Annotated in this window: 18 protein-coding genes and 2 pseudogenes; 6 read left to right on the top strand and 14 right to left on the bottom strand. The window is 59.1% G+C overall.

The genetic code is table 11. From position 1 onward, the window contains the following. Positions 1-69: 69 nt before the first annotated feature. On the bottom strand, positions 70-1,422 hold the full coding sequence (locus HNQ83_RS08125) for a GntP family permease (protein ID WP_175388471.1): 1,353 nt from the start codon (positions 1,420-1,422) through the stop codon (positions 70-72). Positions 1,423-1,504: 82 nt separating this feature from the next. Continuing rightward, a complete protein-coding gene (locus tag HNQ83_RS08120; protein WP_175388470.1) occupies positions 1,505-2,038 on the bottom strand; it encodes a gluconokinase in 534 nt (177 codons plus the stop codon). 215 nt (positions 2,039-2,253) lie between these two features. Between HNQ83_RS08120 and HNQ83_RS08115 the strand changes: the two genes are divergently transcribed. Continuing rightward, entirely contained in the window at positions 2,254-3,285 is a 1,032-nt protein-coding gene (locus HNQ83_RS08115; protein ID WP_175388469.1) for a LacI family DNA-binding transcriptional regulator, read from the top strand. Between the two features lie 193 nt (positions 3,286-3,478). Here the strand turns inward: HNQ83_RS08115 and HNQ83_RS08110 are convergent, their stop codons facing one another. Beyond that, on the bottom strand, positions 3,479-3,727 hold the full coding sequence (locus HNQ83_RS08110) for a DUF6124 family protein (RefSeq protein ID WP_175388468.1): 249 nt from the start codon (positions 3,725-3,727) through the stop codon (positions 3,479-3,481). Between the two features lie 410 nt (positions 3,728-4,137). Between HNQ83_RS08110 and HNQ83_RS08105 the strand changes: the two genes are divergently transcribed. Both HNQ83_RS08105 and HNQ83_RS08100 read left to right on the top strand, forming a co-directional pair. Beyond that, on the top strand, positions 4,138-4,776 hold the full coding sequence (locus HNQ83_RS08105) for a glutathione S-transferase family protein (protein WP_175388467.1): 639 nt from the start codon (positions 4,138-4,140) through the stop codon (positions 4,774-4,776). 155 nt (positions 4,777-4,931) lie between these two features. Then, entirely contained in the window at positions 4,932-5,495 is a 564-nt protein-coding gene (locus HNQ83_RS08100) for a hypothetical protein (RefSeq protein WP_175388466.1), read from the top strand. 113 nt (positions 5,496-5,608) lie between these two features. On the opposite strand, the pseudogene HNQ83_RS31590 reads toward HNQ83_RS08100, so the two are convergent. From HNQ83_RS31590 to HNQ83_RS08070, 7 genes and pseudogenes are all read right to left on the bottom strand, one after another. Continuing rightward, positions 5,609-6,025 (bottom strand): annotated as a pseudogene (locus tag HNQ83_RS31590) (methyl-accepting chemotaxis protein); the annotation flags it as partial. Positions 6,026-6,157: 132 nt separating this feature from the next. Beyond that, positions 6,158-6,823 (bottom strand): annotated as a pseudogene (locus HNQ83_RS31585) (PAS domain-containing protein); the annotation flags it as partial. A 542-nt stretch (positions 6,824-7,365) separates the two neighbouring features. Then, a complete protein-coding gene (locus HNQ83_RS08090; protein WP_175388464.1) occupies positions 7,366-8,025 on the bottom strand; it encodes a peptidase inhibitor family I36 protein in 660 nt (219 codons plus the stop codon). A 143-nt stretch (positions 8,026-8,168) separates the two neighbouring features. Next, positions 8,169-9,182 (bottom strand): ABC transporter substrate-binding protein, encoded by a 1,014-nt coding sequence (locus HNQ83_RS08085; RefSeq protein ID WP_175388463.1) that lies wholly within the window; start codon positions 9,180-9,182, stop codon positions 8,169-8,171. Further along, positions 9,179-9,730: a sigma-70 family RNA polymerase sigma factor gene (locus HNQ83_RS08080; RefSeq protein ID WP_175388462.1), complete on the bottom strand. Its 552-nt coding sequence runs from the start codon at positions 9,728-9,730 to the stop codon at positions 9,179-9,181. Before HNQ83_RS08080 ends, HNQ83_RS08085 begins: the two co-directional genes overlap by 4 nt. A gap of 236 nt (positions 9,731-9,966) precedes the next feature. After that, entirely contained in the window at positions 9,967-10,758 is a 792-nt protein-coding gene (locus tag HNQ83_RS08075) for a phosphate/phosphite/phosphonate ABC transporter substrate-binding protein (RefSeq protein WP_175388461.1), read from the bottom strand. Positions 10,759-10,902: 144 nt separating this feature from the next. After that, positions 10,903-11,844 (bottom strand): fatty acid desaturase, encoded by a 942-nt coding sequence (locus tag HNQ83_RS08070; RefSeq protein ID WP_175388460.1) that lies wholly within the window; start codon positions 11,842-11,844, stop codon positions 10,903-10,905. Positions 11,845-12,171: 327 nt separating this feature from the next. Between HNQ83_RS08070 and HNQ83_RS08065 the strand changes: the two genes are divergently transcribed. Then, a complete protein-coding gene (locus HNQ83_RS08065; protein ID WP_175388459.1) occupies positions 12,172-12,609 on the top strand; it encodes a GNAT family N-acetyltransferase in 438 nt (145 codons plus the stop codon). 61 nt (positions 12,610-12,670) lie between these two features. Beyond that, positions 12,671-13,489, top strand: a complete 819-nt coding sequence (locus tag HNQ83_RS08060; protein WP_175388458.1) for a class I SAM-dependent methyltransferase — start codon at positions 12,671-12,673, stop codon at positions 13,487-13,489. A 121-nt stretch (positions 13,490-13,610) separates the two neighbouring features. On the opposite strand, the gene def is transcribed toward HNQ83_RS08060, so the two are convergent. The 3 genes from def to HNQ83_RS08045 form a co-directional block, all read right to left on the bottom strand. Next, the gene (def, locus tag HNQ83_RS08055; RefSeq protein WP_175388457.1) at positions 13,611-14,150 is read right to left on the bottom strand and encodes a peptide deformylase; all 540 of its coding nucleotides are present in this window, start codon (positions 14,148-14,150) and stop codon (positions 13,611-13,613) included. Continuing rightward, positions 14,147-15,109, bottom strand: a complete 963-nt coding sequence (locus HNQ83_RS08050; RefSeq protein ID WP_175388456.1) for a YihY/virulence factor BrkB family protein — start codon at positions 15,107-15,109, stop codon at positions 14,147-14,149. Before HNQ83_RS08050 ends, def begins: the two co-directional genes overlap by 4 nt. A 176-nt stretch (positions 15,110-15,285) precedes the next feature. After that, positions 15,286-15,477: a CsbD family protein gene (locus HNQ83_RS08045; protein WP_175388455.1), complete on the bottom strand. Its 192-nt coding sequence runs from the start codon at positions 15,475-15,477 to the stop codon at positions 15,286-15,288. Between the two features lie 199 nt (positions 15,478-15,676). On the opposite strand from HNQ83_RS08045, the gene HNQ83_RS08040 reads away from it, so the two are divergent. Then, positions 15,677-16,054, top strand: a complete 378-nt coding sequence (locus tag HNQ83_RS08040; RefSeq protein WP_175388454.1) for a hypothetical protein — start codon at positions 15,677-15,679, stop codon at positions 16,052-16,054. A 169-nt stretch (positions 16,055-16,223) separates the two neighbouring features. Here the strand turns inward: HNQ83_RS08040 and fadD1 are convergent, their stop codons facing one another. Continuing rightward, complete coding sequence (gene fadD1, locus HNQ83_RS08035) at positions 16,224-17,924, bottom strand: long-chain-fatty-acid--CoA ligase FadD1 (protein WP_175388453.1); 1,701 nt, start codon at positions 17,922-17,924, stop codon at positions 16,224-16,226. Positions 17,925-18,187 lie beyond the last annotated feature (263 nt).

Below are 18,187 nucleotides of genomic sequence, written 5' to 3'. Positions count from 1 at the left end.
TTCAGATTTGAGATTCTTCACCCACAAAAAAACCGCATCGCTGCGGTTTTTTTGTGTCTGGCGAATGCCTTAAACGAACAACGACAACAACAGAATAAAGCCCAACCCCACCACCGACAGGATGGTTTCCATCGCCGTCCAGGTCTTGAACGTCTCCGCCACGGTCATGTTGAAGTACTGCTTCACCAGCCAGAAACCGGCGTCGTTAACGTGAGACAGGATCAAGGAACCGGCACCGGTGGCCAGCACCAGCAGCTCGCGGTTAACCCCTGGGATCATCCCGACAACTGGCACCACGATGCCCGCGCCGGTAATGGTCGCCACGGTCGCCGAACCGGTAGCGATACGAATCACCGCCGCCACCAGCCACGCCAGAAGGATGGGCGAGATCTGTGCCGCCACCGCCATGTTACCGATGACATTACCCACGCCGCTGGTCACCAGCATCTGCTTGAAGCCACCACCGGCACCGATGATCAGGATGATCGCGGCGGTTGGCGCGAGGCTCGCGTCCAGCCATTTGAGCATCTGGTTGGAACCGATGCCCTGTTTGTAGCCGAAGGTGTACAGCGACAGCAGCAACGCCAGCAGCAGCGCCGAGATCGGGTGACCGATCAGGTCCATGAAGGTGCGGAAGAAGTTGCCCTCCGGCAGCACCACATCGGCAAAGGTCTTGAGCAGCATCAGGAACACCGGCGACAGCACGGTGATCAGGGTGATGCTGAAGCTTGGCAGATCGGCCGAGTCAGTCTCACGCGCCAGTTGATCCACCAGCTCCTGATTCGGGTGACCGGGGATGTGCTTGGCGATGAAGGTACCAAAGATCGGACCGGCAATGATCGCCGTTGGCAGCGCCACGATCAGGCCGTACAGAATGGTTTTACCAATGTCGGCACCGAACACGCCGATGGCCAGCAGTGGGCCCGGGTGCGGTGGCACCAGGCCGTGCACGGCGGACAGACCGGCCAGCAGCGGGATACCGATCTTGATGATCGACACGCCGGTACGCCGGGCGACGATGAACACCAGCGGGATCAGCAGCACGAAACCGATTTCGAAGAACAGCGGGATGCCCACCAGGAACGCGGCGAACATCATTGCCCACTGCACCTTGTCCTTGCCGAAGGCGCGGATCAGGGTCTGGGCGATCTGGTCCGCCCCGCCCGACTCGGCCATCATTTTGCCGAGCATGGTGCCCAGCGCGAGGATGATCCCGACGAAACCGAGCACGCCACCGAAGCCGTCCTGGAAGGCCTTGATGATGGTGCCAATCGGCATGCCGGAAGTCAGCCCGAGGAAGGCGGCGGCGATGATCAGGGCAATGAAGGGGTGAAACTTGAACTTGGTGATCAGAACGATAAGCCCGATCACCGTGACCACTGCATCGAGCAGCAGGAACGTCTCGTGGGACATGCCAAACATTAGGGGTGTCTCCTGGTTGTTGTTGTTATTAAAGCGGGTAATTCGAAAGCCATAAGGACAGCGCTATCTCTTCGAGCAAAATTTAACCGGCGCGTTTCAGGCCGTGCTCGAGCCACCAGTGGTGGGCTTGCACCGCCAACTGATCGACGCTGTGGGTCGAGGCATCGAGGGCCAGGGTCAGCGGCTCACCGACGGGGGATTCGAGGGTGGCGAACTGGCTGTCGATCAGCGTCGACGGCATGAAATGGCCCGGCCGATGGGAAACACGGTCGGCGGCGACTTCGGGGGTCAGTTCCAGGAACACGAAGCCCAGGCCCGGCAAGGCACTGCGCAAGCGTTCGCGGTAAATGTGCTTGAGGGCCGAGCAGGTCAGCACCGGGCGCTGGCCCAGGGCATCGACACGGCGCAGTTCATCGCACAGGCTGTCGAGCCAGCCGGCACGGTCTTCATCGTTCAGGGGGATACCCGCGCTCATCTTTTCGATATTGGCGGCAGGGTGGAAAGAGTCGCCTTCAATGGCAGTGGCGCCGCTGAGCTGGCACAGGGCCTCGCTGACGCACGTCTTGCCGCAACCGGCAACGCCCATGATGACCAGGGCGGTGATGGGATGATTCATGTAACACCTCAGCGCGCAGACAGCGCTACCTTTGCCAGTTATGACACTAGACCAAAAGCAGGAGTTGCCGACGCCTTTCTTGTCATTTTGTGGGTTGCAGCATGTTTGTTCCCAACGCCAAAAAGCGAGGATCAGGCGAACCCCCGCTCACGCATTTGCAGCTGCATCGAGACAGCGCTACCTTAGTGCCTTGTATTTTGTTTGGCAAGCCGTCGATGAACTCAACCAAGAACGATAAAAATACGCGCACCACTGGCCGCCCTACCCTGAACGAAGTCGCGCGCCTGGCCGGTGTCAGCCCGATCACAGCGTCCCGTGCCTTGCGCGGCGTCAGCACCGTAGCCACCGAACTGGTGGAAAAGGTGCAGAACGCGGCGCTGGAACTCAATTATGTGGTCAACTCCGCGGCCCGCGCCCTGGCCTCGGCCCAGAGCCATTCGGTGGTGGTGTTGGTGCCGTCGCTGTCCAACCTGTTGTTCATCGACACCCTGGAAGCCATTCATCAGGTTTTGCGCCCCAAAGGCTTCGAAGTGCTGATCGGCAACTTCCACTATTCCCGCGACGAAGAAGAAAACCTGCTGCGCAACTACATGGCCTATCAGCCACGCGGCTTGCTGCTCACCGGTTTCGACCGCACGGAAAGCTCGCGACGCATGATCGAGGCGAGCAACATTCCCTGCGTGTACATGATGGAACTGGACAGCGCCGACGGCCTCAATTGCGTCGGCTTTTCGCAGCTGGCTGCTGGCGAAACGGCTGCCGAGCATTTGCTGTCCCGTGGTCGCAAGCGCCTGGCCTACATCGGCGCGCAACTCGATCAGCGCACATTGCTGCGTGGCGAAGGTTTCCGCCGTGCCCTGCAAAAGGCCAGTCTGTACGACCCGGCACTGGAAGTGCTGACCCCCCGCCCCTCTTCAGTCGGTTTGGGTGGCGAGTTGTTTTTGCAGATGATGGCCAATCATCCTGATGTCGATGCGATCTTCTTCGGCAACGACGACCTGGCCCAGGGCGCGTTGCTCGAAGCCATGCGCTGCGGCATCAAGATCCCCGAGCAGGTGGCCATCCTCGGCTTCAACGACCTGCCCGCCTCGGCCCACATGGTCCCCCGCCTGAGCAGCATCAGCACCCCACGCGAAGCCATCGGCCGCCGCGCGGCGGAGCAGATGCTGACACTGATGGCCGGCAACACCGTGGCCAAACCGGTGCAGGACATGGGGTTTGAGTTGAAGGTGCGCGAGAGTACCTAAGCACGACTTTATTCTTATGGGAGGGAGATTCACTGTGGCGAGGGGATTTATCCCCGTTGGGCTGCGCAGCAGCCCTAAAACCCGGCAACGCGTTCTGTCTGATAGACCACAGTGTCAGGGTGTAGGGCCGCTCCGCGCCCCAACGGGGATAAATCCCCTCGCCACAGACATCCCCTCGCCACAAGGTTCGGTGCTAATCCTGCGGATCAAGGTTATCCAGCACCCGATTCACCGCCAGTTCGGCCAGCATGATGATCTGTGCAATCGCCAATGCCGTGTTGCGATGGGTGCCTTCCAGAAACGTCGCAAAGTCATTGGTCATGACACTCGCCGAGGCCAGCGATTCGCAGGCATGGGCCAGCAGGGTTTCGTTATTGATGCCCGGGGCGATCAGGAACAGGGGACTGGGATTGCGCGGGGGGTTGGGCGTGGGTTTGAACATGGCAATGCTCCTAGAGTGATGGAGCTGCCACGATTCGCTGCGATACGAAGAGGGTGGCAGCTGTACGCGGCTCGCAGACCGGGACTCTAGAACCCGGTAGACCCGAAGGTCTTCCGCGCACAGCCGCCATAACGTGAGTCGATCACGAACGGTGGACGCCATGCGTCTAGAGATACCCGGGCTGCGAAACCCGATCGCTGAATTTGCAGCGACACGGAACAATAGAATCCGGACACCAGACGCACAAGTCGGCGGATTCTGGCGTAGTTGTAGGCAAGGCTGCAAGAAATCGCTGCCTGCGGAAATCCTCTGAAACCCCTTGCCTACAGACCCTTCCTACACACTTGAAGTCGACCGTTGGCAGGCTCACTATGATTTCCGACGCCTTGATTCGCTGACGGAGTAGCAACATGGACCATGCACTGAAAATTCTCGGCAAAGCCTCGTCGATCAACGTCCGCAAAGTCCTGTGGACCTGCGAGGAACTGGGCCTGTCCTTCGAGCGCGAGGATTGGGGCAGCGGCTTTGCCTCGACCCACAGCCCGGAATTCCTCAGGTTCAATCCCAACGCGCAGGTGCCGGTGATCATTGACGAGAACGGTCCGCTGTGGGAGTCCAACACCATTTGCCGCTACCTGGCGGGCAAACACCATCATCACTACAACGAGTTGCTGCCTACCGAACCGGCCGCCCGCGCCCGGGTGGAACAATGGATGGATTGGCAGGCCATCGAACTCAATGCGTCATGGGTCTATGCGTTCATGGCACTGGTGCGCAAGGATCCGGAGTTCCAGGACCCGCATCGCCTGGAAGTCGGCCTGCGTGGCTGGAACCAGAAAATGGCCATCCTCGAACACCAATTGGCGAGCACCAAGGCCTATGTCGCCGGGACCCGATTCACACTGGCCGATATCGTCATCGGTCTGTCCGTCAATCGCTGGCTGATGACCCCCATGGAGCGACCCGACCTCCCGGCCGTCGATGATTATTTCAAGCGCCTGGCCCAACACCCCGGCTTTCTCAAACATTGCTGCAACGGCCTGCCTTGAACAGGCCTTTGCCGCTCGTCGGCAAACGTTTGCCTACCGTTCACTTCAGCGCTTGCCACAAAAATACTAACCGACTGATTTTTATAGAATTTATCGTGCAGGCACAGTAATTGCTCAGCGCACTGCACCGCCATCACCTACAAGGTCTATTCATCATGTTGGTCAGTGCAAAATTAAACCTGGTTACACCGCTCCCCAAACGTCCGGGTGAAGATCCGACCGCCGAAGCCGCCGCCGGCCTGCAGAGCGTCATGACCCAGGCCCTGCAAAACAATGTGCAGGCGCAAACCACGCAAGCCACCACACAAGTTCAGGAATCCGCCACTCAACTGGCTACGCAACAGGTCAGCGAAACCACGCGTATCAGCGACAACGTCGATGAGGCGTTCGCCAAAACCCGCGTGGGTCTGCAAATGGTTGAAGGCAAGCTGCCGGATGACGTCGTCAAGCGACTCGGTGGCGGTGAATCGGCCGCCGACGCGTTCAAGGAGTACATGAGTAAAACCCCGGAACAGCGCATGCGCGATGCGATTCTGGAAGAGATGGGGCTGACCCAGGAAGAAGTCGACGCGATGCCGCCCGAGCAGCAGAAAAAGGTCGGTGAGGAAATCGCCCAGCGCATGGAAGACAAGCGAGAGTTGGCGGAGGCCGAGAAAGCGCAAAAGGACGGCGGTCAGAACAAGGCGCAGGTGGTGGATAAATTCCTCGCCTCCCTTTAACAATCCGCGCCTCTCTGTAGGAGCGAGCTTGCTCGCGATGGTGTGTCAGTCGACAGCAATGTGACTGATCCACCATCGCGAGCAGGCTCGCTCCCACAGGTTCTGAGCTACGTTCAGTTCAACTGCAAGGTCGAGTTGAACTGGCTGATCGCATCCACCACATGCCGCGAGCCCTGCTGAATCTCCAGAATCACCTCCCCCGCCTCGTTCGCCAGCTCTACCCCGAGCCCGGTTCGACTCAGGCTCGATTGCATACTCGACACCGCACTCACCGACAAATCGTGGTTCTTGCGCACCACATCGACAATCTCCACCGTCGCCTGGCTCGTGCGTGCGGCGAGGCTGCGCACTTCATCGGCCACCACCGCGAATCCACGCCCATGCTCCCCGGCGCGGGCCGCTTCGATGGCCGCGTTCAGCGCCAGCAGGTTGGTCTGATCGGCGATGCCGCGGATGGTCTGCACGATGGTGCCGATGATGTCGGACTGTTTGCTCACCGCATCGATGCTCAGCGCGGCTTCGTTCAAGTCCTTGGAAATGTCCTGGATGATCTGCACCGTTTGCTGCACCACCTCCGAGCCCTTGCGCGCGCAGACGTCGTTTTGCACCGAGGTGCTGTGGGCCGATTCCGCGGCGGTTTGCAGGGTGGTCATCTGCCGGGTGATATCGCTGGCAAACTTCACCACCTTGTACAGCCGCCCCTTGGCGTCGAACAGCGGGTTGTAGGACGCTTCGAGGAATACGGTATGACCATACTTGTCCTTGCGTTCGAAACGGTGCGAGTGATATTCGCCGCGATTGAGTGACGCCCAGAACGCCTTGTAGGCCGACGACTCCGCTTCGGCACGGTGACAGAACAGACTGTGGTGCTGCCCGATGACCTCGTTGAGCGAATAATGCATGGTCTTGAGGAAGTTTTCGTTGGCCGCGATCACCTTGCCATCCGGGGTGAACTCGATCACCGCCATGGAGCGACCGATCGCCGCGAGCATGCTTTGGTTTTCGTGTTCCTTGTTGACCCTGTCGGTGATGTCCGTGGCGACTTTGATCACGCTGCGAACCTGGCGATCCGGGCCGTACACCGGCATGTAGCTGGCTTCGAGCCAGATTTCCCTGCCGCTCTTGTTCAAGCGCGAAAAGGTGCCGCTGACCGCCTCGCCCCGCGCCAGATCACGCCACAATTTGGTGTAGGCCTCGCTGCGGTAAAACGCCTCTTCGCAGAATATCCGGTGATGCTTGCCGCGTACTTCTTCGGCGCTGTAACCCATGGCGCGGCAAAAATTTTCATTGGCATCGATAACAATGCCGTCCGGGGTGAACTCAATCATTGCCATCGAACGGCTGACGGCGGCCAACTTGGCATTGGCCTCGGTCAGCGCACAACTGAAGCGTTCGATTTCCAGCAGGTCAGCCTTGTTATGCAGGTTGAACATGGTCGTATCACCCCAAGCGCGGTCTTTTGATAAATGAAAGTAACGGGTCTTTCACATCCACCACTACGTTCCTCGGAACAGGTACGCGCGCCCCTCCAAAAGGAAGGACTTGTCAGGTAATTAGTTGATGTTGAATCGGAGGGTCCCTATTGCGACGTCCTCATCAAGACATCCTTCTCTTGATCGCCCGGAGCCGGGCAAGCCCTAACGTACTCATAAGCAAAATCCATTTACCGTATCGCTCCATGTTGTTCAGCGTGGGTGCCTTGGCGTGCGCACTCTTGAGGCCTCAATCCCTGACATCCGATTGCGACCGACATAGTTAGTTACGAGTGAGCATAGACAGGCGTCAGGGGCGCGCAAGGCCACTAGTCGGCCACTATTGAGGACAAAATCGGTTCAGCGTCGTCAGACATCACCCGGCCGTGAGGCTTTTTCTACTGTGCAAACAAATAAAACATGGGCCCCAGCGCAATGCTGACCATTCGATCGTTATGTTCGAGCAGCCGGCTTTGAGCATAGATTTCAGTCCAGGCGCCCGTGATGCTGACCTGATCGGGAATGCTGAAAGGGCAACAGCCCTTGCCCAATACCACTTCCTTGAGATTACTCATCATCACGTTGCCTTTGGCCCCAGGCCCATCCACGCCGAAGACTTTCACCGTGTGGATCTTGTTGTGATGCTGCCAGGACGAGACCTGGCCGTTCATGCCGAAGTCCGAGAGGTTGACGATACGATTGGCCGGCGTGCTGAGCAGCGACAGTTTCCTGCCCGTGTAATCGAAGCCGTCCCAGACACAAAAGTAACCGTAATCACAGGTGCTGTCGGATGGGCCCGCGTCACCGGGTACCGGGAACGTCAGCACAATCGAATCGTCGGCATACACCACTTGTGTGGAACTGACTTGCTGCCCTCCCGATTTGCGACGCAACTGCAGGTCAATATGCCGCTGCACCCCGGCTTTTTGCTCAGCCGTCATATCGGGTTCAAACGCGGTATAGGGGAGGCGCTTGACCGAGACATGCCCGGCGGAAAAAAACAGTGCGCCGATGCCGACACACAGTGCCGTGACTCCAACGTACCATTGGGTGTTCATGAAAAAACTCCGCTCCCTGTAAGCACTGAATAAATCCAGCGCCGGCAGGGAACAGAGTCGATTTGTGGCGATTGCCTGTCTACTGTCAGAAATAACAGACCCGACGACTGGTGCTATAGCGCCTCACCCCGGGAAAAAACTGTTCAAAGACTCGCCGAGACGCGACTCGCCACCTCCCCCGGCACCCAGCCCGTCCACACCTGCGGCTGTTCACGCAAAAATGCTTCGGCCACTTCGCGGGGTTTCTGCCGTTTTTCACTCATTTGGCCCAGGGTCTGGTTCAGCAGGTCGATGGGCAGGTCGACTTTCTCAAAGAACGCCACCAGGTCCGGGTACTGCGCCTTGAACGGCGCGGACACACCGATCGCCAGGCTGGCCGGCATCGAACGGGTGCCCTTGGGGTTCGGGTTGTTGGCATCGGCCAGGGTTTTCCAGGCTTCGGCGTCGAATGGCGGTTCGTCGAGCTTCACCAGTTTGAAGCGACCCAGCAGCGGCGTCGGCGACCAGTAGTAGAACAGCACCGGTTTGCCGCGACGGATCGACGACGCGACCTCGGCATCCAGCGCGGCGCCGGAGCCGGTACGGAAGTTGACGAAGCTGTCGGTCAAGTCATAGGCCTTGAGTTTCTGGCTGTTGACGATTTCCGAGGTCCAGCCGGTAGGGCTGTTGAGGAAGCGCCCGCGACTGGGGTCTTCGGGATCGCGAAACACGTCTTTGTATTCGGCCAGGTCGGCGACGGATTTCAGCTCCGGCGCCAGCGGCTTGATACCGCGCTCCGGGTCGCCCTTGATCACGTATTCGGGCACCCACCAACCTTCGGTGGCGCCTTTGACCGTGTCGCCCAGGCCAAAGACCTTGCCTTCGGCGGCAGCCTTGACCCACGCCGGGCTGCGCCCGGCCCACTCTTCACCGATCACCTGAATGTCGTTCTTGGCCAGCGCCGCTTCGAGGCTGACGGTGCTGCCCGGCAACGTATCCGTCGGGTAGCCGTAACCTTTCTCGACGATCAGGCGCAGGATCTCGGTGATGAGGCTGCCGCTTTCCCAAGTGATGTCGCCGAAGTGGATGGGGGCGTTTTTTTCCGCCGCCGGTGCCTGGTTGGCCATCAGGCTCAGGGCCAGCAGCGAACTGCCGAGCAGGGTTTTGATCGATCTCATGCGGACCTCTTGTTCTGTAGGGGGTGTTTCAGGAATGGATTGGCGCGGTGCCGGGCACACAGGGCTTCGGAGCGGATCATGTAGGCGCTGACCGAACGCTGGGAAATGCCGAGCTCGGCAGCGATTTGCGGGTAAGTCAGGCCGTCGACCCGCGACAACAGAAAGGTGTCCCGGACCTTGCCGGGCAGGCGCGCCAGCGTGCGGTCGAGGCCATGCAGCGCCTGGCTCAGTTGCGCCAGTTCTTCGGGCGACGGCGTTGTGGATGGATCGACTTGATGCAGTTCATCGAGGTGCCGGCGCTCCAGGTCACGGCGGCGCCACAGTTGGTAAATCAACCGGCGGGCAATCGTGGTCAGCCAGGCGCGAGGCTCGCGGATCGACAGGTGCTCGGGTGCTTCGAGCAACTGCACGAAGGCTTCGGCGGCGACGTCTTCGGCACTGGAAGCGTTCCCCAGGTACTGGTGCAATCTTGCGCACAGCCAGGGGTAATGGGCGCGGAACAATCCGCCCACGTCATTGCGATGGGAAAGGCCGGTGCCGGACGACATAGAGGCTCCAGGGGTTAGGGGTCGCTGAATGTCCGGTCGTCCGGTGACGCGATCCTAGCAAGGAGCCTTATTCATTAATAATATTTAAAAGTGATTTTTATATTCATTTTAAGAATATAAATCTTAGGTGCCTGACCGATGGCTTTCGCGAGCAGGCTCGCTCCCACAGGTCCGCAGACAGCCTGTGGGAGCGAGCCTGCTCGCGAAAAAGAGTCTGTCGACACCCTCCCCAAACCTTATCGCAACCGCCCGACCCCCAACGCCTCGGCTTCCTGCTGATAATCAATAATCACCTGGTAATCGCCTTCACTGGCCGGCAATACCTCCCGCAAACCAAGAACCTGCGCCACCTCCGGCAACTCGCCCAAGGTCTGGTTCATCACCTGTCGAATCTCCTCAGCCTGCTCATCACTGACACTCGAAGCCGTGATGTACGGCAACGTCGGGCTGATGGCACTGCGAGCAACCACCCGCAACCCGGCAACCTCCTCCGCGGCGTAACGCGCCAGATAGGCGTAGGTCACGCTGTCAACCGCCGCCAGATCCGCACGGTCCTCGCGCAACCAACGCAAACTTTCACGGTGGCTGCCGCTGATGCCGACCCCGGCAAAAAACTGCCCGTCCCGATGCAGCGGCGCCAGTCGATGGCGCAGCAGGTTCATGCCGCTGTTGGAGTCTTCGCCGTTGATCACGCCACGGCTGCCATGAAAGTCCGGCAGGCTTGGTCGTGGATCGTCGGCGCGACCGAGCAGCAGGCTGCAATGGTTGCCGCCACTCGCGTCCGGCATTTCATAGCGCGGGCGGCCCAGCACCCGGACCTGGCCACGCAGCGCGGTCATCAGCGGATAACCGCAGGTTTGCGTCAGCAACAGGTGCGGCGACAGCCAAAGGTCCATCAAAGACAGGCCTTCGGCGCTTCGACGCCTGGCCCCCAGTCGCTCAAGGATAAGCGCCAGCCAGCGTTCGTTGGCCTCGCGGATCGGTTCGGGGGCGACGTACATCAGTAATTCGGCGAGGTGTTGAGTCATCAAAAAAATCCCGGAGAACAAAGATCCACTGTGGGAGCGAGCCTGCTCGCGAAAGCGGTGTATCAGTCGACTTATCTGTTGGATGTTAAATCGCTTTCGCGAGCAGGCTCGCTCCCACAGGAGGTAGGTGTCGGTCATGAAAAGTCAGTGAAACGGATGCCGCGGACTATCAATCGCCTTCACCCCATGCTCGCGCCACAACTGTCCATAACCCTGCACCAGAAACCCGCCGCTGCGCGCCAGCCATTGCTCGCGACGGGCGCGGTAGACGCGAGGCAAGTCGTACCAGGGCAGCCCCGGCAAGTCGTGGTGCACCAGGTGCAGATTGAGGTTGAGGAACAACCAGCGCCAGGGCCATGCCGCTTCATTGAGCACGGTGCGCTGCTCGGGCAGCCCATGTGGGCGATGTTCATAGTAGGAGCGAATCATCGCAATCGACAGCGCCGGCACACTGATCAGCAAGAGGTAATGCCACACCGGCAGGAGGCTGTAACGCGCGATGAACAGCAGCATCAGCAGGGTCAGCGCCCCGTGGCTGAGCCACATCCACCAGGCCTGACGATCACCGCGCTTGAGTCGTTGAATTTCTTCCCGGGCCAAGGCCAGCAAGGCCAGCGGCGCACCGAGGGCGAAGCGGCCGAGCACGGTTTTATTCAGCCAATGCAGGCCCTGCTCGAACAGCGAGCTGCCCTGCCATTGCTCGATGCTCACATAACGGCTTTCCGGATCGCGACCGGGGAGGGTCAAGTCTTCGTCGCGGTGATGCAGCAAATGACTGTCGCGATACAGCGTGTAGGGGTACCACACCGCGAACGGTGCGTAGCCCAGGACTTTGTTCAGCGCCGGCCAACGGGTCGGATGACCGTGCAGCAGCTCGTGCTGTACCGACAGCCAGAGCACCACCACGGGAATCAGCAACAGCGTGCTCGCCCACAAGCCCAATGAATGACTGCTCAGAACGATGGCGAACCAGGCGCCGTACACGCCGATCAACAGCAACCAGGTCGGCCACTCGGTACGGGCGGTGAAGCGTTGGCGCAGGGTTTCGATTTCTTTTCGGTGGGCGTTATCGAAGTAATGGGGCATGGCGTTGCTCGGATCGGGGACCAGTCCCCTTCTGTGCAACGGCGGCGGGATTTCTTGCAGTTTGTTTTCAAAGGGTCGCTCCCATGCGAGGCGTGGGAGCGATCCAACGGAGCGGACTCAATGCCCGAACAGGTTGAGTTTTTTAGCTTTCTTCTCGGCACGTTTTTCAATGGCGGTTTTTGCCGGTTTTTTCTTCAGCTCTTTTTTTGATTCCATACCTTTAGACATGATGCGTACTCCACTCGCGGGGGGATGAAAACAGGTATACACCTATCCCGACGTGCGCGTTCTTTTATAATCGCGCTTGCCCTCCAACAGTTTAGCCCCATGCACAGCACCCGTTACTCCAGACTCGATGAGCCGCTGTGGCCATTGATGAACAAGTTCTATCGCGCCCACCAATCGTCGATGAAAGCGGTGCGCGACGCGCAACTGTGGGTCGCCAGGCGCGACGAGATCGTCGCTGCCTTGTGTTTGCGACCGGTGGCCGGCGGGCATTGGCTGACGGGGTTGTTTGTCGACCCGGCCTGTCGCGAACAGGGGGTCGCCGCGTCGTTGATCGCTGAAGCCGTCAAGGATCTCGAGCTACCGGTCTGGTTGTTCTGCCACCCCGACTTGCGCGGATTTTACGAACGCCGCGGCTTCAGCTTTGACCCGCCAATGCCCTACGCCATGGTCGAGCGATTGAGCCGTTATGCCCGCAGCAAACCCATGATCGCCATGGGCTTAGAACCGTTGGTTAGGTCCACCGTCGATAATGTGTGATCGGCCCCGGAGCGCTGCGTGCTAGCCTCGCTGTCGACTTCGACTTCGCTCAGGACGCCCCATGAAACCCGCTCTTCTGGCTTTGACGCTGACCGCCCTGCTCGCCCCTGTTTTCGCCCATGCCGCCACGCCGACGGTGTCCGCCGAGCAATACGCCAAGGTCTTGGCCGGCAGTTGGCGTGCCCCGGAAAACGTCGCGCGCGATGGCTATCGTCATCCGCAACAGGGCCTGCAGTTCTTTGGTCTGGCGCCGAATCAGACGGTCATTGAAATCACCCCCGGCAACGGCTGGTACAGCGAATTGCTGGCGCCGCTGCTCAAGGAGCATGGGCAGTACATCGCGGCGATCCAGGCGCCGACGGTCAGTGACTACGCGCGCAAGAACGAAGAAAAGCTGAAGAGCAAATTCGCCGCGACGCCTGAACAGTACGCCAAGGCCCAGGTGCTCGAGTTCGACCCGAAAGCCCCGGCCTTCGGCCAACCCGGTTCGGCGGACACCGTGCTGACCTTTCGCAACGTGCACAACTGGGTGCTCGCCAATACCGCGCCGCTGATGTTCCAGGCCTTTTTCAAGGTGCTCAAACCCGGTGGCGTGCTCGGCGTCGTCGACCATCGAGCCAGGGACGGGGCGTCCCTGGAGGACATCAAGCACAGCGGCTATCTGCCTACCGATTTTGTGGTGAAACTGGCAACCGATGCGGGTTTCAAGCTTGAGGCGCAGAGTGAAATCAATGCCAATCCGAAGGACACCAAGGATTACCCCGAAGGCGTGTGGACACTGCCGCCGGCGTTGACGTTGGGGGAAAAGGACCGGGCGAAGTATGTGGCGATCGGGGAGTCGGACCGGATGACGTTGCGGTTCGTCAAACCATCTAAATAACGACGTAGATCAAATGTAGGAGCGAGCCTGCTCGCGATGGCGGAGTTTCATTCAACATCATCATTGACTGACACGGCCTCATCGCGAGCAGGCTCGCTCCTACATTGGTTTTGTGTGGATTTTAATCATCCGCATTCGGATCAAGATCCGGGAACATCACCTCGGTAAACCCGAACTTGCTGAAGTCGGTAATGCGTGACGGGTACAAGCGGCCGATCAGGTGGTCGCATTCGTGCTGCACCACCCGCGCATGGAAACCGGAAGCGACGCGCACAATCGGCTCGCCCTTGGGGTCGACACCTTCGTAGCGGATCTGTTGATAACGATCCACCGCGCCCCGCAAGCCGGGCACCGACAGGCAACCTTCGAAACCCTCTTCCATGATCGGGCTCAACGGTGTGATCAACGGGTTGATCAGGATCGTCTGCGGCACCGCGTCGGCGTCCGGGTAACGCTCGCTGTGCTCGAAACCGAAGATCACCAGCTGCAGGTCGACACCGATCTGCGGTGCGGCCAGGCCGACGCCGCCAACGCTTTCCATGGTTTGGAACATGTCGTCGATCAACTGCCACAACTCGGGGCTGTCGAACATTTCGACGGGCACTGGCGGGGCAATGCGCAACAGGCGCTCATCGCCCATTTTCAGGATTTCACGGATCATTTGATGACTTCGTCAGTGGGTGGCTTGATGGAGTGATCGCGGCCCAGTCCCGATACGTGGTGTTTTTCCTCATGAACGGGACCATGCTCGCCGGCAACCTTCTCGCCAGGGTCCTTGCCCTCGCGCGACATGTGCTCGATCACCGCATTCATCTCGGCGCCGAGCAGCAGCACCGCGGCGGAAATGTAGAAGTACAACAGCAGCACGATGATCGCGCCGATACTGCCATACATGGCGTTGTAGTTGGCGAATTCCTTGACGTACAGACCGAATCCCAGGGACGCGATGATCCACACCACCACCGACAGCACCGAACCCGGCGTGATGAAGCGAAACTCCTGTTTGACGTCTGGCATGACGTAATAGATCAGCGCCACCGCGACCATCATCAAAATCACGATCACGGGCCAGCGCGCAATGTTCCACAGCGTGACAATGAAATATTCAAGGCCGATTTGCGCCGCGATCCAGCTCATCACCTGCGGCCCCAACACCATCAACGCCGCGGCGATCAGCAGCATGCCGGCAATGCCAACGGTGTAGATGATCGACAGCGGAAAGCGCTTCCACGCCGGTCGCCCTTCGACCACATCGTAGGCGGCGTTCATCGCGCTCATCATTAGGCGCACACCGGCGGAGGCCGTCCACAGGGCAATCACGATACCCACCGACAGCAGCCCGCCCTTGGATTGCTGGAGCTGGTCGATCACCGGGTTTACCTGCTCCAGTGCCTGGGGCGGCAACACCAGTTCCGATTGCAGGCGCAGCCAGGAAAAGAAATCCGGCAGGTGCAGGAAACCGATCAGGGCGATCAGGAACAGGATGAAGGGAAACAGCGAAAACAGCATTTGATAGGCCAGCGCCGAGGCATAGGTCGACATCTCGTCGTCGACGAACTCGGTCACCGTGCGCAGCATTACACGGTGCAGGGGCAGGCCTCTCATGTCCGGGAAAATCATTCGCGTCTCCATCCGCCGCATACAGGATTGGTTTGAAGTCAGGGCGACTCCGGGGCCGTTTTCTTTAGTCAAAGTAGCCTACCTGGCGACTTTGAAACAATTTCATCGCTCAAGTTCAGGCTGACACAAAAACGGCCATCCGTGGATGGCCGTTTCTGACTTCATCAAAGGCCTTATCACGCTCTGTCGACGCCTTTCTTGATTGCGTCCTTGGCTTTGCCGATGGCTTGTTGGGCCTCGCCTTTCCTTTCCTGAGCCTTGCCCTCAGCTTGCAGATTCGGGTTGTTGGTGACCTTGCCGACGCCTTGTTTGACGTTACCCGCAGCTTCGTTGGCCATGCCTTTTACTTTATCGCTTGTGCTGCCCATGGTGTTTCTCCTCTGAACATCTCAATGAGAAAAGTCATTACACATGGTTGACCGGGGGCGTTTGCGGGGAGTTTCATTTATTTTCCCGACGACATTTCATCGTTCAATGCAGGTTGGGCTTTATGTTTGCCCGGCAACCCCCGAGAATGCGCAACGTATTCAGGCCCTGGCGCTGAAGATCCAATCCCGTAGGAATGTTATGAAACTCGATAAAAAGCAGGCCATTGCCCGCAGAAATCAGGAACTCGGCGGTGCTGTGCTTGGCGTTAACAACTGCCACTTCACCGAACTGAACCGCAACCGCAACATCTGGTGGTTCGACATCCCGGTGTCGCGCCTGGCCGTTGGTCAGTACGAGTGGATTCACCTGCTGATGCACACGCCAGCGACCGATGAACTGGTGCACCTGAAAGTGCCAACGGTATTCCTGCGCGAGAAACTCGAAGGCCTGGTGGTGCGTAACCAGGGCAAGCGCAAGGCAGCCCTGAGCCTGGAACTGAGCGCCGACAAGGACTCCTGGCTGCAGGACATGCGCCCGGCGGGCACCAACGTCAATTTCGCGCCGTTCCGCCAATAAACAACATTCCTGTAGGAGCGAGCCTGCTCGCGATGGGCGTTAACGATAACGCGGGCGGACTGGTTGCCAGCGATGTCTGGGCCTTTTTCGCGAGCAGGCTCGCTCCTACAGTAGATCGGTGTTTTGACAGATCTAAAAAAAGCCCCGCATCGGCGGGGCTTTTTGTTGATCACGCGGTGGTTTTCTTCGCGTTGATCTTCTTCAACTCTTCATCGCGCAATTCACGACGCAGGATCTTGCCGACGTTGGTGGTCGGCAGCGCATCGCGGAACTCCACGGAGCGTGGGACCTTGTAACCGGTGACGTTGGCGCGCATGTGCTCCATCACCTGCTCCTTGGTCAGGGTCACGCCCGGTTTGGCGACGATGAAGATCTTGATCGCCTCGCCCGACTTCTCGTCCGGCACGCCGATGGCCGCGCATTGCAGCACGCCCGGCAGGGTCGCCAGCACATCTTCCAGCTCGTTCGGGTACACGTTGAAACCGGACACCAGGATCATGTCTTTCTTGCGATCGACGATGCGCATGTAGCCGTCCGGCTGGATCAGCGCGATGTCACCGGTCTTCAACCAACCTTCGCTGTCGAGGATTTCATCGGTGGCTTCCTGGCGCTGCCAGTACCCCTTCATTACCTGCGGACCTTTCACGCACAGTTCGCCGATTTCACCCATTGGCTGCTCGACACCGGCATCATTGATGACTTTGCACAGGGTCGATGGCACCGGAATGCCGATGGTGCCGATCTGGATGTTCTGGATCGGATTGACCGTGGCCACCGGGCTGGTTTCGGTCATGCCGTACCCTTCGCAGATGGCGCAACCGGTGACCGCTTTCCAGCGCTCGGCTGCCGCCAGTTGCAGGGCCATGCCGCCCGACAGGGTGACTTTCAGCGCGGAGAAGTCCAGCTTGCGGAAGCCTTCGTTGTTGCACAGGGCCACGAACAACGTGTTGAGGCCGACGAAACCGCTGAACTTCCACTTCGACAGTTCCTTGACCATCGCCGGCAAATCACGCGGGTTGCTGATCAGGACGTTGTGGTTGCCGATCAGCATCATCGCCATGCAATGAAAGGTGAAGGCATAGATGTGGTACAGCGGCAGCGGCGTGATCAGGATCTCGCAGCCTTCATTGAGGTTGGAGCCCATCAGCGCCTTGCACTGCAGCATGTTCGCCACCAGGTTGCGGTGCGTCAGCATCGCGCCCTTGGCCACGCCGGTGGTGCCGCCGGTGTATTGCAGCACCGCCACATCACTGCTCGCCGGGTTGGCTTCAGTCACAGGCTGGCCGTGGCCCTTGCTCAACACGTCGTTGAACTTGATGGCTTTTGGCAAGTGATACGCCGGCACCATCTTCTTCACGTACTTGATCACGCTGTTGATCAGCAGACGCTTGAGCGGTGGCAGCAAATCCGCCACTTCCGTGACGATCACATGCTTGACCCCGGTTTTCGGCACGACGGCCTCGGCCAGGTGTGCCATGTTGGCCAGGCAGACCAAAGCCTTGGCACCGGAGTCATTGAACTGGTGTTCCATTTCCCGCGCGGTGTACAGCGGGTTGGTGTTGACCACGATCAGCCCGGCGCGGATGGCACCGAAGACGGCGACCGGGTACTGCAGCACGTTGGGCAATTGCACGGCGATTCGATCGCCCGGCTGCAAATCGGTATGCTGTTGCAGGTACGCGGCAAAGGCACCGGACAGTTCGTACAGTTCACCGTAGGTGATTGTCTTGCCCAGGTTGCTGAAAGCCGGTTTGTTGGCGAAGCGTTGGCAGGATTGCTTCAACACTGCCTGAATATTCGGGTACTCGTCTGGATTGATGTCGGCAGCAATTCCAGCTGGGTACTTATCCTTCCAAAAGTCTTCGATCATGGAAGCCCACTCCTCAGCAACGCGAATTCAGCACCGCATTTGATGCGATTATTATTGGTGTTTGTTCCAAGGTGAATCTGGCTGTTTTACTAGGCCGAGAAGTCACAAAGCGCGCCGAGAGTAGCAGCTTTGAATTGGGTCGACTAGAGCCAAAAGCGGCCTCTACGGTCACTTTTGTGACTCAAGAACATCAACCGGTCATTTTAGAGCAAAAAACCTATATGCCGCTGAAAGCCCCGAAATTCGGGGCCTCTAAAACTGTA

The sequence above is a fragment of the Pseudomonas sp. C2B4 genome (assembly GCF_013359695.1).
Classification (GTDB): Bacteria; Pseudomonadota; Gammaproteobacteria; order Pseudomonadales; family Pseudomonadaceae; genus Aquipseudomonas.
The sequence above is the reverse complement of the archived record's forward strand: the minus strand, read 5'-3'. Positions and strand labels throughout refer to the sequence as shown.

What these genes read in the sequence shown, in the direction of transcription:
- HNQ83_RS08085 (WP_175388463.1), bottom strand. Translation starts at nt 9,182, where the DNA reads ATGAGATCGATCAAAACCCTGCTCGGCAGTTCGCTGCTGGCCCTGAGC.
- HNQ83_RS08115 (WP_175388469.1), top strand. Translation starts at nt 2,254, where the DNA reads ATGAACTCAACCAAGAACGATAAAAATACGCGCACCACTGGCCGCCCT.
- HNQ83_RS08105 (WP_175388467.1), top strand. Translation starts at nt 4,138, where the DNA reads ATGGACCATGCACTGAAAATTCTCGGCAAAGCCTCGTCGATCAACGTC.
- HNQ83_RS08070 (WP_175388460.1), bottom strand. Translation starts at nt 11,844, where the DNA reads ATGCCCCATTACTTCGATAACGCCCACCGAAAAGAAATCGAAACCCTG.
- HNQ83_RS08075 (WP_175388461.1), bottom strand. Translation starts at nt 10,758, where the DNA reads ATGACTCAACACCTCGCCGAATTACTGATGTACGTCGCCCCCGAACCG.
- HNQ83_RS08050 (WP_175388456.1), bottom strand. Translation starts at nt 15,109, where the DNA reads ATGATTTTCCCGGACATGAGAGGCCTGCCCCTGCACCGTGTAATGCTG.
- HNQ83_RS08080 (WP_175388462.1), bottom strand. Translation starts at nt 9,730, where the DNA reads ATGTCGTCCGGCACCGGCCTTTCCCATCGCAATGACGTGGGCGGATTG.
- HNQ83_RS08065 (WP_175388459.1), top strand. Translation starts at nt 12,172, where the DNA reads ATGCACAGCACCCGTTACTCCAGACTCGATGAGCCGCTGTGGCCATTG.
- HNQ83_RS08090 (WP_175388464.1), bottom strand. Translation starts at nt 8,025, where the DNA reads ATGAACACCCAATGGTACGTTGGAGTCACGGCACTGTGTGTCGGCATC.
- HNQ83_RS08100 (WP_175388466.1), top strand. Translation starts at nt 4,932, where the DNA reads ATGTTGGTCAGTGCAAAATTAAACCTGGTTACACCGCTCCCCAAACGT.
- HNQ83_RS08110 (WP_175388468.1), bottom strand. Translation starts at nt 3,727, where the DNA reads ATGTTCAAACCCACGCCCAACCCCCCGCGCAATCCCAGTCCCCTGTTC.
- HNQ83_RS08120 (WP_175388470.1), bottom strand. Translation starts at nt 2,038, where the DNA reads ATGAATCATCCCATCACCGCCCTGGTCATCATGGGCGTTGCCGGTTGC.
- HNQ83_RS08040 (WP_175388454.1), top strand. Translation starts at nt 15,677, where the DNA reads ATGAAACTCGATAAAAAGCAGGCCATTGCCCGCAGAAATCAGGAACTC.
- HNQ83_RS08060 (WP_175388458.1), top strand. Translation starts at nt 12,671, where the DNA reads ATGAAACCCGCTCTTCTGGCTTTGACGCTGACCGCCCTGCTCGCCCCT.
- HNQ83_RS08125 (WP_175388471.1), bottom strand. Translation starts at nt 1,422, where the DNA reads ATGTTTGGCATGTCCCACGAGACGTTCCTGCTGCTCGATGCAGTGGTC.
- HNQ83_RS08045 (WP_175388455.1), bottom strand. Translation starts at nt 15,477, where the DNA reads ATGGGCAGCACAAGCGATAAAGTAAAAGGCATGGCCAACGAAGCTGCG.
- def (WP_175388457.1), bottom strand. Translation starts at nt 14,150, where the DNA reads ATGATCCGTGAAATCCTGAAAATGGGCGATGAGCGCCTGTTGCGCATT.
- fadD1 (WP_175388453.1), bottom strand. Translation starts at nt 17,924, where the DNA reads ATGATCGAAGACTTTTGGAAGGATAAGTACCCAGCTGGAATTGCTGCC.